The organism is Streptomyces sp. NPDC026394 (assembly GCF_055567735.1).
In genome coordinates, this window is the sequence record NZ_JBVHPX010000014.1 from 51,850 (window position 1) to 63,208 (window position 11,359).

9 protein-coding genes are annotated in these 11,359 nt (G+C 74.3%); 5 read left to right on the forward strand and 4 right to left on the reverse strand.

Annotated elements, in window-relative coordinates:
* Nucleotides 1-184: 184 nt before the first annotated feature.
* Nucleotides 185-1,783, reverse strand: a complete 1,599-nt coding sequence (locus ACZ4QV_RS28160; protein WP_125057036.1) for an ABC-F family ATP-binding cassette domain-containing protein — start codon at nucleotides 1,781-1,783, stop codon at nucleotides 185-187.
* Between the two features lie 352 nt (nucleotides 1,784-2,135).
* On the opposite strand from ACZ4QV_RS28160, the gene ypfJ reads away from it, so the two are divergent.
* Complete coding sequence (gene ypfJ, locus ACZ4QV_RS28165) at nucleotides 2,136-3,026, forward strand: KPN_02809 family neutral zinc metallopeptidase (protein WP_361617216.1); 891 nt, start codon at nucleotides 2,136-2,138, stop codon at nucleotides 3,024-3,026.
* Between the two features lie 209 nt (nucleotides 3,027-3,235).
* Entirely contained in the window at nucleotides 3,236-3,658 is a 423-nt protein-coding gene (locus ACZ4QV_RS28170; protein ID WP_361617214.1) for a VOC family protein, read from the forward strand.
* A 116-nt stretch (nucleotides 3,659-3,774) separates the two neighbouring features.
* On the opposite strand, the gene ACZ4QV_RS28175 is transcribed toward ACZ4QV_RS28170, so the two are convergent.
* The 3 genes from ACZ4QV_RS28175 to ACZ4QV_RS28185 form a co-directional block, all read right to left on the reverse strand.
* Nucleotides 3,775-5,247 (reverse strand): hypothetical protein, encoded by a 1,473-nt coding sequence (locus tag ACZ4QV_RS28175; protein ID WP_361142298.1) that lies wholly within the window; start codon nucleotides 5,245-5,247, stop codon nucleotides 3,775-3,777.
* Nucleotides 5,248-6,305: 1,058 nt separating this feature from the next.
* The gene (locus tag ACZ4QV_RS28180; protein WP_361638925.1) at nucleotides 6,306-7,430 is read right to left on the reverse strand and encodes an alpha/beta hydrolase; all 1,125 of its coding nucleotides are present in this window, start codon (nucleotides 7,428-7,430) and stop codon (nucleotides 6,306-6,308) included.
* A gap of 117 nt (nucleotides 7,431-7,547) precedes the next feature.
* The gene (locus ACZ4QV_RS28185) at nucleotides 7,548-8,201 is read right to left on the reverse strand and encodes a class II aldolase/adducin family protein (RefSeq protein WP_361142304.1); all 654 of its coding nucleotides are present in this window, start codon (nucleotides 8,199-8,201) and stop codon (nucleotides 7,548-7,550) included.
* A gap of 292 nt (nucleotides 8,202-8,493) precedes the next feature.
* Between ACZ4QV_RS28185 and ACZ4QV_RS28190 the strand changes: the two genes are divergently transcribed.
* The 3 genes from ACZ4QV_RS28190 to ACZ4QV_RS28200 all read left to right on the forward strand — a co-directional run bounded on the left by ACZ4QV_RS28190 (nucleotide 8,494) and on the right by ACZ4QV_RS28200 (nucleotide 11,244).
* Complete coding sequence (locus tag ACZ4QV_RS28190) at nucleotides 8,494-9,330, forward strand: lysozyme (protein WP_361638927.1); 837 nt, start codon at nucleotides 8,494-8,496, stop codon at nucleotides 9,328-9,330.
* A gap of 302 nt (nucleotides 9,331-9,632) precedes the next feature.
* Nucleotides 9,633-10,961, forward strand: coding sequence for an inorganic phosphate transporter (locus ACZ4QV_RS28195; RefSeq protein ID WP_361638929.1), 1,329 nt, complete (start codon nucleotides 9,633-9,635; stop codon nucleotides 10,959-10,961).
* A 37-nt stretch (nucleotides 10,962-10,998) separates the two neighbouring features.
* Entirely contained in the window at nucleotides 10,999-11,244 is a 246-nt protein-coding gene (locus ACZ4QV_RS28200; protein ID WP_361142312.1) for a hypothetical protein, read from the forward strand.
* The last annotated feature ends 115 nt before the right edge of the window (nucleotides 11,245-11,359 follow it).

Consider the following 11,359-nt stretch of genomic DNA (forward strand, 5'->3'; position numbering starts at 1 on the left):
GCGAATGAGCAGGTCAGAGGGGGCTGGTACGAAATGATGACGGCCGGGCCCCTGGGGCCCGGCCGTCACAGGGAGGCTCGCCGATGTACGAGCCGCTCTCACTCAGATGATGGATCACCCGTCGGCCGAATGATCCATACGCCCTTGATCCCTCCCGGGTCTCAGGTGATCCCTCCCCCGGCCCTCAGGCCAGCGCGACGAGGTCCGCGTAGTCCTGGCCCCAGAGGTCCTCGACCCCGTCGGGCAGCAGGATGATGCGCTCCGGCTGGAGGGCGTCCACCGCGCCCTCGTCGTGGGAGACCAGCACCACGGCGCCGGTGAAGGTGTGCAGCGCGCCGAGGATCTCCTCGCGGCTGGCCGGGTCGAGGTTGTTGGTCGGCTCGTCCAGGAGCAGCACGTTGGCGGAGGAGACGACCAGGGTGGCCAGCGCCAGCCGGGTCTTCTCGCCGCCGGAGAGCACCCCCGCGGGCTTGTCGACGTCGTCACCGGAGAACAGGAAGGAGCCGAGCGTCTTGCGGATGTCGACCAGATCCATGTCCGGCGCGGCCGAGCGCATGTTCTCCAGGACCGTGCGGTCCGGGTCCAGCGTCTCGTGCTCCTGGGCGTAGTAGCCCAGCTTCAGGCCGTGCCCGGGGCGCACCTCGCCGGTGTCCGGCTTCTCCACGCCCGCCAGCAGTCGCAGCAGCGTCGTCTTGCCCGCGCCGTTCAGGCCGAGGATGACGACCCGGGAGCCCTTGTCGATGGCCAGGTCGACATCGGTGAAGATCTCCAGCGAGCCGTAGGACTTCGACAGGCCCTCGGCGGTCAGCGGGGTCTTGCCGCAGGGCGCGGGGTCCGGGAAGCGCAGCTTGGCGACCTTGTCGGAGGCACGCTTGGCGTCCAGCCCGGCGAGCAGCTTGTCGGCGCGCTTGGCCATGTTCTGCGCGGCGACGGTCTTGGTGGCCTTGGCCCGCATCTTGTCGGCCTGCGAGTGCAACTGCGCGGCCTTCTTCTCGGCGTTGGCGCGCTCGCGCTTGCGGCGCTTCTCGTCGGCCTCGCGCTGCTGCTGGTAGAGCTTCCAGCCCATGTTGTAGATGTCGATCTCGGAGCGGTTGGCGTCCAGGTAGAACACCTTGTTCACCACGGTCTCGACCAGGTCGACGTCGTGGGAGATCACGATGAAGCCGCCGCGGTAGTTCTTCAGGTAGTCGCGCAGCCAGACGATCGAGTCGGCGTCGAGGTGGTTGGTCGGCTCGTCCAGGAGCAGCGTGTCGGAGTCCGAGAAGAGGATCCGGGCCAGCTCGACGCGGCGCCGCTGACCGCCGGAGAGGGTGTGCAGGGGCTGGCCGAGGATGCGGTCCGGCAGGCCCAGGCTGGCGGCGATGGTCGCGGCCTCCGCCTCGGCCGCGTAGCCGCCCTTGGTCAGGAACTCCGTCTCCAGGCGCTCGTACTTCTTCATCGCCTTTTCACGGGTGGCGCCCTTGCCGTTGGACATCCGGTCCTCGTTCTCGCGCATCTTGCGCAGGACCTCGTCCAGGCCGCGGGCGGACAGGATGCGGTCACGGGCGAGGACGTCGAGGTCGCCGGTGCGCGGGTCCTGCGGCAGGTAGCCGACGTCGCCGGAGCGGGTGACCGTGCCGGCGGCCGGGATGCCCTCGCCCGCCAGGACCTTGGTGAGGGTCGTCTTGCCCGCTCCGTTGCGGCCGACCAGACCGATCCGGTCGCCCTTGGCGATACGGAAGGAAGCGGATTCGATGAGGACGCGGGCGCCGGCGCGCAGCTCCAGGCCGGAGGCGGTGATCAAGGGAAAACTCCAGGGCAGACGAGGACAGCGGAAAGGACGGGGGTGATCACAGCCGCGCGGCGCGCCCCGAACACGGCACAAGCCTGTGCGGACGGTGGCGGGGGCGGCGTGCCGACGCCGTCTAATGCACGAGGAGAATTGCCATACAGACCAGTCTAGCGGTGACGTGCAACCAGTTTTTCCGGGCTGCCGGACGGCCGTGGTCCGGTCGTACAGGCCGCCGTGACCCGCCCCTCGCTTGCTCTTCCCTCGCCCGTTCGGCCGCCCGGGGTCGCGGCCCGGTGGCGGGCGCGGCTGGATGGGGCGAGGCGGTGTGCGCCGCCGGGAGGGTGCGGCGGAGGGCGGTGCGGCCATGCAGTTCGACGACGACGCCGGGCTGGACACCTCGCAGGTCCAGGACCGGCGCGGCAGCCGGCTGCCCGGCGGGCGGGCCACGGTCGGCGGCGGGCTGGCGGGCCTGATCGCGCTCGTCGCCGGCCTGTTCTTCGGCATCGGCCCCGACGAACTGGGGCTGACGGAGTCGGACCGCCCTCCGGAAGCCACCGCTTCCTCGGCGGAACGGGTCCAGGAACGGTGCCGTACCGGGCAGGACGCCAACAGCAAGGAGGACTGCCGGATCGTGGCGGTCGTCAACAGCGCCCAGTCCTTCTGGCAGCAGGAGTTCCGGCGGCGCGGCGCCTCGTACGGACGGGCGCCGACGGTGTTCTTCACCGGCCGGACCGATACCGCGTGCGGGGCCGCGACCTCGGCCGTCGGGCCGTTCTACTGCCCCGGCGACCGCAAGGTCTACCTGGACCTGGACTTCTTCCGCGAGCTGCGGACGAAGTTCGGCGCCGGGGGCGGGCCGTTCGCGCAGGCGTATGTGGTGGCTCACGAATACGGGCACCACGTGCAGAACCTGTCGGGCACGCTGCGCCGGTCCCATGGCGGGCGGCCGGGCGCGGACAGCGATGCCGTGAAGGTGGAGCTGCAGGCCGACTGCTACGCGGGGGTGTGGGCGCGGCACGCCACCGACACGCCCGAGGAGTCCACCGGGCGGCCGCTGATCACCAGCCTGACCGGGGCGGACGTACGGGACGGGCTCGACGCGGCGGCCGCGGTCGGCGACGACCGGATCCAGGAGCGGTTCCAGGGCCGGGTCACCCCGGAGAGCTGGACGCACGGGTCGGCGGCGCAGCGACAGCGGTGGTTCTCGGCCGGGTTCCGCACGGGGGACGCCGGGCGGTGCGACACGTTCCGCTGAATGCGCCGTAGCGGCGGGTGGGTGGCGGAGGGGGCGGGGCGCCGGGGGGCGGTTCAGTGCGGTGTGGCGCGGCGCGATGCGATGCGATCGATCGGGTGCTGGTCAGAGGGTGTTCGGGGGGCGTTGTCAGACCCTGGTGCCAGACTGTGATGTGGGTCTCAGAGCGGGGCTCGGAACGACCTGATCGCAGGATGGGAAAGGTGATCGTCATGACCGACGTGGCGACAGGAACGGCAGGGTCACCCACGTTCTGCCCGACGCTGCACTACCGCGACGCGAAGGCGGCGATCAAGCAGCTGACGGAAGCGTTCGGCTTCGCGCAGAGCGCGCTGTACGAGAGCGAGGACGGCGCGGTGCTGCACGCCGAGCTGTCCTTCGGCAACGGCGTGGTGATGCTGGGCTCGAAGGGTGTCGGCGGGGCGTACGAGGAAGCCCTGGGCGGCGGCCCGGTCGGTGTGTACGTGACCGTCGCGGACCCGGACGCGCATCACCGCCGGGCCGAGCAGGCCGGGGTGGAGATAGTGCTGCCGCTCACGGACCAGGACTACGGCTCCCGGGAGTACACGGCCCGCGATCTGGAGGGCAATCTCTGGACGTTCGGCACGTACACACCGGCGGTGCCGAGTGCCTGAGGGGCACTGAGGAGGAGCTGGGGAAGCGGAGAGGCGGTGGAAGGACTGGAGAGCCACTGAGGGGGCGGGGACCGCCAGGTTCCGTTCCCGGGGGCGGGCGCCCGCCCCCGGGAGACTCACGCGCCGCCGGTGTGCACCTGGAAGGCGGCGCGGCGGACGGCCTTCGCGAGGGCCGGGTCCGGGTGGGCGGCGGCCAGGGCGACCAGCACCTGCACGGTGCGCGGGTGGCCGACGGCCCGTACCTCCTCCAGCAGGCGCGGAACCGAGCCCTGGACGGCCGAGTCGAGGTGCCGGATCAGCAGTTGGCTCTCGCCGTGGTCGGCGACGGCCGCGGCGGTGTCCACCCACAGCCAGGTGGACTCCTCGCGGGTGAGCACGTCCGGCGCGGTCTCCGGGTCGCCGCCCTCGTGCTCGACCAGCCAGAGCAGGGCGTACGGGCGCAGTGCGGCCTCGTCGGCGGCGGCGCGGACGGCCGGTTCGGCGGGCGCGCCGACGGCGCGCAGGGCCTCGAAGGCGAGGCCGCGCAGCAGCGCGTCCTCACCGCGGGCGACTTCGAGGAGTTCCTCGACCGCGCTGCCCGCGGAGCGGGCGGCGAGCCAGGCGCGGTATTCGGCGCGCGCCGGGCCCGGGGTCAGCCGGGCGCAGCCACGCAGCATCGCCTCGGCGGACTGCTCGATGTTGCCCGCCGGGCTCTGCGCGGCGACGCAGATCTGTTCCAGCTTGACCCAGACCGACCAGTTCCCGAGGGGGGTGAGCAGGGCTTCGCGTTCGGCGGGCACACCGGTCTTCGCGCCGTCGCGCACGACGAGTGCCCCCACGGCGGCGAGGCCGTCCAGCGCCCAGTCCAGGAGCTCCGCGAGTGACACCCCCGCGGTGTCACCCGCCGCTCCGGCGCGGGCCGCTCCCGGGTCCGTGCCCGGGGCCGCGGCGGGTCCCGCGTCCGGGGCGCGGTCCGGCCCGTACGGCACCTCGCAGCGCTCGGTACGGAGTTCGGCGACGCGCTGTTCCAGCATGTCCAGCAGGACCGGGAGCCGTACCGGGCCGGCCGACAGATGCAGCAGGGACAGCAGCTGCGGCACGGCCTCGACGACCTCGGCGACGGCGGTCGGCCCGGCGCCGGGCGGCGCGGGGCGCGCGAGCGACCAGGCGTCGAAGAGCGCGACCCAGCCGCGCAGCGCGGCGGTGTCGTCGCGCTCCCAGGCGCGCAGCCGCCAGCCGGGGCGGGCCACGCCGCCGTGCAGTTCGACGAGCCCGGCCAGGCGGGCCAGATCCCAGTCCGTACGGACCTGGTCCGGTGTCAGCCGCAGGTCGTCCGCCGCCTGTTCGGCGACGTCCGCCGGGAGGGCACCGTCCGTGCCGGCCCGCAGCCCGGCACCCGCGCCGTGCTCGCCGTCGGCCCAGCGGGCGAGACGTACGGCACCGGCCAGGCCGGCCCGGGCCTGCCGTGCCAGTTCCGCGGGCGGCGGTGTGCCCTGGGGCGGCCGGGGCGCCGGCCGGGCGGCCCGGGTGCTCACCGCTCGGCGGGCGGCGGCAATCGGTTGACGGGGGACGAGTCGGAGCCGGGAGTCGCGCGGAGTACGGGACGTCACAGGGTGCAGTCTTCCCGCTGACGGCCCGAAAGCCCAATCGGAACGGTCGGTACGTTCCGGCGGCCGACGCACGAGGGGCGCACGGGGCGGCCGGCACGAACCGTACGAGTGGGTCACCAGAGGCTGTACGGGGAGTGGCCGCCGGCCGTACGAGGGGGCGGCTCCGGGGCGCGCGCGGTGTGGCCACCGTCCGCAGGAACGGGTCACCAGGGTCCGCCCGGGCGCCATGGGCCGCCCGGCCAGACCGTCACGACCCCGGCAAGTCGCCGCCGGACGCACGGAGCACGACGCCACGGGCCACACCACGGAGGACGCGCGAAACGGAACGGCCGGGGACGGCACGGAACGGTCGGACCGGGGAGCGGCACGGAACGGTCGGACCGGGGGTGGCCCGGCAACGATCGGGCCGGGGAGGGGCACGGGAATGGTCGGGCCTGATGACGCGCAGATCGGAAGCGGCCCGTAGGACACAGGAGAAAGGCTGCCCAGGAGGACGCACGGGAGCGGACCACAGCCGGCAGAGCGGAGACGGCCCACCTCGGAAGACGCACGGGAGCGAACCAGCCGACGGAGGGGCGAAGACGGCCTGCCCCCGTAGGACGCGGGTGGACGGGCCTGCCCCGTTGAACGCGCGGAAACGGTCCACCCCGTAGGGCGCGCGGAAACGGTTCGCCCCGGAAGGTCGGTCGGGCGGGGACCCGTCGGAGATCCGCAAAGACGGTCCTCCGGAGGCCCCGGCGGACATGGCCCACCCCCGGTGGACATACGTGGACGAACCACCCCAGAGGGCACGCGAAAGCGGTCCACCCCGGAAGGACGCTCGGACACGGACCAGCCGAAGACCCGCGAAAACAATCCCCCGGAGACCCCGGCGGACATCGCCCGCCGCCCGAAGGACACACAGAGACGAACCGCCTCGGAGGGCGCACAGGAGCGGCCACTCCGGAGGGCGCACAAGAGCGGCCGCCCCGGAGGGCGCACAGGTGCGGTCGTCCCGGAGGGCGCACCGGAAGGAAAGGCGCACGGGAACGGTCGGGGCCGGGAGGCCCCCGACCGGGTCACATGAGGGGTGTGAGGAAGCGGCGAAGCGTTTCTTCGTACGTGGCCGGGTCGGCGTTCCACATGGCGGCGTGCGGGGCGTGCGGTACCGGGTGCAGCGTGATCAGGTCGGGGCGGCGGGCGGCCAGTTCGCGGGAGGCCGCCCAGGGGGCGAGGGAGTCGTGCGGCCCGTGGATCAGCAGGGTCGGCACGGTGAGCAGGTCGGCGGTCCAGGCTTCGGCCAGCCGTCCGGCGTGCAGCCCGGTGCTGCCCTCGGCGGCACGTACGGCCAGCGGGAGCAGCGGGCGGGGGACGCGGTGGGCGGCGGCCAGGGCGCGGACGGTGGCCTGCCAGTCCAGGACCGGCGAGTCCAGGACGAGGCCGGCGATGCGGTCGCGCAGCGCGGAGTTGGCGGCGGCGTGCAGGGCCATGGACGCGCCGGTGGACCAGCCGTGCAGGACGACGCGTTCGGCGCCGTACTGGACGGCGTAGCGGATCGCGGCGTCCAGGTCGCGCCATTCGGAGTCACCGAGGTGGCTGATGCCGTCGGCGGTGTGCGGGGCGCCGACGTCGTTGCGGTAGGCGAGGTCCAGGACGGGCAGCCGCTGGTCGCTGAGGAACGGCATGACCACCATGGGGTGCTCCCGGGTGGTGCCCAGGCCGTGCACGGTGATGACCCAGATCTCCCGGGCGCCCGGCACGAACCAGGCGGGCAGCGCGCCCAGTTCTCCGGGGATGTCGACGTCGGCGGAGTCGAGTCCGAGCGCGTCGCGCGGGTTGCCGATGTGCACCTGGGGTGTCAGACGCATCCTGGCGCCCGGCTGGACGGAGCCGTGGGTGACCCGCTCCAGGCGGCGGACGACCGTGTCCGCCGGGTGCGGCACGTCGTCGAGGAGGGGCCCGACGACGGCGTGGCCGCCCGCACCGGTGAGGCCGTAGGTGCCGGGCCGGAGCGAGGCGAGGCTGCGGGTGAGGGTGATCCGCCCGGGGCCGGTGGCGTGCACCGTGAGCCGGGGGTCGCCCGGCAGCGGCCGGTCGGGCGCGGGTTTGAGGACCATGTCGCTGGCGTACCGGCCGGCCGCCACCGCGGCCGCGCCGGTACCGATCACCGTGGTGGCGGCTGCTGCCGCGGTACCCAGACGCATCCTCCCCAGTGTGGGCGGGCGCCGCGGCCGCGGCCAGTGGGCGGGCGCGCCCGGGTGACGGCGGGCGGGCCCACGGGCGGTCGTACGGGGCCCGGCGCCGTCGCCCGGGACCGTACGTCAGCGGCGCTGCCCGTAGCCGCGCAGCCGCTCGCCGGCCGCGTCGAGCTGTTCCGGCGTGAGCAGGGCGGGTGTGCGGCCGGGCAGCGAGCCGGCGGCGAGCCAGACGCGGCACATCCACTCCAGCTGGGCGGTGCGGTCGTACGCCTCGTCAAGGGTGTCGCCGTAGACGATGGTGCCGTGGTTCCGGAGGAGGCAGCCGGTGCGGTCGCGCAGGGCGGCGAGCACGTTCCCGGCCAACTCCTCGGTGCCGTAGAGGGCGTACGGCGCGACGCGGACGGGTCCGCCGAGGGCCGCGGTCATGTAGTGCACCGGCGGGAGCTCGGTGACGAGGGTGGAGACGGCGGTGGCGTGGGCGGCGTGGGTGTGCACGACCGCGGTGGCGCCGGTGGCCCGGTAGACGGCCAGGTGCATGGGGAGTTCGCTGGTGGGCCGCAGCGTGCCGCGGGTCTGGCGGCCTTCGAGGTCCACCGCGGTGAGGTCGCCGGGCCCGAGCCGGTCGTAGCGCACGCCGCTGGGGGTGACCAGCACGAGGTCGCCGACGCGGACGGAGACGTTGCCGGAGGTGCCGACGACCAGGCCGTCGGCGACCGTGCGGCGGGCGGTGGCGACCAGCTCGTCCCAGGCGTGGTCGAGGGCTTCCGGGTCCGTCATGCGTGTGCCTCCGGTCTGCGGTGCGGGCGGGGCCCGGTGGGGGCGCGCGGACGTGGTGCGCGCGGGGCTGCCGACACCGTACGGGGCTGGTGGGGAGCCGTGGGGCGGATCCCGGTCCTCCGGTATCCGCCATGTCGGACCGGCGGTACCTCGGGCGGACTTGACCGGGCGACGACCGTCTTGTGTGGATCTCTCGGTACGCTTCCGGGGCCTTGTCGTGCACGTAGCCACCTGTCATGCACGTAGCTATCTGTCATGCACGTAGCCATCCGGGGGACTTCCTGGGGGAGCCATGGCCCGTGACCGCGATCGCCCGTCCGGCCCGCAGCAGCCGTCCCACCACCCGTCCGACGCGCAGCACCCGCCCGACACCCCGCCCCCGCCCCGCCGCCCGCGCAGCGGACGGCACCGGCTGGCCGCCGGGGCCCTGGCGCTCGGCACGCTCACCGGCGTCCTGTCCACCGCCCTGCCCACGGCCCCCGCCGCCGAGGCCGCCGGCAAGCCCGCCGGGCACGACGTCTCCTCGCACCAGGGCAGCGTCGACTGGAAGTCCGTACGGGCGAAGGGCGGCCGTTTCGTGTACGTGAAGGCCACCGAGTCGACCTGGTACCGCAACCCGCACTTCCCGCGGCAGTACCGCGGCGCGCGCAAGGCGGGCCTGCTGCACGGCGCGTACCACTTCGGCGTCCCGAACGCCTCCTCCGGCCGCGCGCAGGCCCGGTACTTCCTGCGCCACGGCGGCCGCTGGAAGGCGGACGGCTGGACGCTGCCGCCGGCGCTCGACCTGGAGCACAACCCGTACGACCGGGAGCACGCCTGCTACGGGATGAGCGGCACGGCGCTGGTCCGGTGGGTCCGAGGATTCAGCAACGAGGTGCTGCGGCAGACCGGGCGGCGGCCGGTGATCTACACGACGGCCCGGTGGTGGAACGGCTGCACCGGCGGCAGCCGGGCGTTCGCCGCCACCCACCCCCTGTGGCTGGCCCGCTGGCACAGCACTCCGGGCACGCTGCCCGCCGGCTGGCAGTACCCGAGCATCTGGCAGCACGCCGGGTCCGGCGCGCTGCCCGGCGACCAGGACAAGTGGAACGGCACGGTCACCGGGCTGCGGCGCTTCGCCCGGGGCTGACACGCCGCCCCGCCCGGCACCCCGACACGCCCGGCGCCCCCGCACGCCAGGCACCCGACACGCCCGGCGCCCCCGCACACCCGGCACCCCGACACGCCCGGCCCCCGGCGCACCCGGCCCCGGTACGCCTGCGGCGCACGAGGCGTCCGTGCTGGTACGCATGGGCCCCGGGAGACGGTACGGACGCCTCCGCACCACCCCTGCGGGGGCGTCACTGTGGCGCCCGCCCCAGTTCACCTTCCGTTCACCCGTCGTCCGTACGGTCCGAGCGTCACTGCCCAACGAACTGATTGCCTGGGTGAATGGAACACATCACGCTTCTCATCGGGATCGTGATCGTCACGGCCTTGGTGTTCGACTTTACGAACGGCTTCCACGACACGGCCAACGCCATGGCCACCACCATTTCCACCGGGGCACTCAAGCCCAAGATCGCGGTGGCGATGTCGGCGGTCCTCAACCTGGTCGGCGCGTTCCTGTCGGTGGAGGTCGCCAAGACCATCTCCGGCGGGATCATCGACGAGACCGCCGGCATCAGACCAGAAGTGATCTTCGCCGGGCTGGTCGGTGCCATCGTCTGGAACCTGGTCACCTGGCTGGCCGGGCTCCCCTCCAGCTCCTCGCACGCCCTCTTCGGCGGTCTGATCGGCGCGACCCTGGTGGCCGTCGGCCCGAGCGGCGTGCACGGCGGCGCCGTGGTCATGAAGGTCCTCATCCCGGCCGTCGCCGCTCCCGTCGTGGCCGGACTGGCCGCGACGGCCGCGACCCGGCTGACCTACCGGCTCGCCCGCAACCGCGCCGAGGAGGACACCGCCAAGGGCTACCGCGCCGGACAGATCGCCTCGGCCGCCCTGGTCTCCCTCGCGCACGGCACCAACGACGCCCAGAAGACGATGGGCGTGATCACCCTCGCGCTGATCACCGGCGGTGTGGTCGCCCCGCACGCCGACCCGCCGCTGTGGGTCATCGCCTCGGCCGGCCTGGCCATCGCGCTCGGCACGTACCTGGGCGGCTGGCGGATCATCCGCACGATGGGCAAGGGCATCACCGACATCCAGCCGCCGCAGGGCTTCGCCGCCCAGACCGGCGCCGCGGCCACCATCCTGGCCTCCTCCCACCTCGGTTTCGCGCTCTCCACCACCCAGGTCTGCTCGGGTTCGGTCATGGGCTCCGGCCTGGGCCGCAAGGGCGGCGTGGTGCACTGGTCCACGGCGGGCCGGATGGCCGCCGCCTGGGGTCTGACGCTACCGGCCGCCGGTCTGGTCGCGGCGGGCGCCGCGCTCCTGGCGGACCAGGGCGACTGGGGCATCGCGACCGTCGCCGTGCTGGCTCTCGCCGTCTGCGGCGCGATCTGGATGGCCTCCCGGCGCAAGCCGGTGGACCACACCAACGTCAACGAGGGCCCGGCCGCCGAGCCCGCCGGTGTCGTCACCGCCGCCCTGCAGACCGTCTCGCCGCCGCCCGCGGGCCCGGTCGCGGCGGGCGCGGCCGCCATCCCGGCCCCCGCGGTGGCCGCGGCCCGGATCGCGGACCCGGTCGGTGCCGCCCCGGTGATCGCCGCCCCGGTGGCCGCCCACCCGCACGAGAAGCGCGCCCGGCGCCGCGCCAAGGCCGGTTCGGCCGCCGGCTGACCCGGCCGCACGGCTCCCACGGAGGAACGAGAACGCAATGAGCATCGACTGGGCAGCTCTCGGCCAGGTCTTCGGCGTCACGCTGTTCGTGACGGTCGGGATCGTGGGCCTGTTCACCCTCGGCATCGTCGGCACGTCCCGCAAGCCGCAGCAGGAGGGGACGCCGGTGACCGCCGACGGGCCCGCCGCTTCCGGCGGGGCGGCGCGGGCCGGGGCGTACGCCTGCTTCGCGCTGTGCGCGGCGGCCGTGGCGTACGGGATCTACCTGATCGTGGCCGCCTGAGCCACGGCACGGCACCCCGGGCGTGGGGGGGGGGGGGGGGCCCCCCCCCCGCCCCCCCCCCCCCGCGGGGGGGGGGCCCCGCCCCCCCGCCCCCCCCCCCCCCCCGCCCAGACCG

What these genes read in the sequence shown, in the direction of transcription:
- ACZ4QV_RS28190 (WP_361638927.1), top strand. Translation starts at nt 8,494, where the DNA reads ATGGCCCGTGACCGCGATCGCCCGTCCGGCCCGCAGCAGCCGTCCCAC.
- ACZ4QV_RS28195 (WP_361638929.1), top strand. Translation starts at nt 9,633, where the DNA reads ATGGAACACATCACGCTTCTCATCGGGATCGTGATCGTCACGGCCTTG.
- ACZ4QV_RS28200 (WP_361142312.1), top strand. Translation starts at nt 10,999, where the DNA reads ATGAGCATCGACTGGGCAGCTCTCGGCCAGGTCTTCGGCGTCACGCTG.
- ypfJ (WP_361617216.1), top strand. Translation starts at nt 2,136, where the DNA reads ATGCAGTTCGACGACGACGCCGGGCTGGACACCTCGCAGGTCCAGGAC.
- ACZ4QV_RS28180 (WP_361638925.1), bottom strand. Translation starts at nt 7,430, where the DNA reads ATGCGTCTGGGTACCGCGGCAGCAGCCGCCACCACGGTGATCGGTACC.
- ACZ4QV_RS28170 (WP_361617214.1), top strand. Translation starts at nt 3,236, where the DNA reads ATGACCGACGTGGCGACAGGAACGGCAGGGTCACCCACGTTCTGCCCG.
- ACZ4QV_RS28185 (WP_361142304.1), bottom strand. Translation starts at nt 8,201, where the DNA reads ATGACGGACCCGGAAGCCCTCGACCACGCCTGGGACGAGCTGGTCGCC.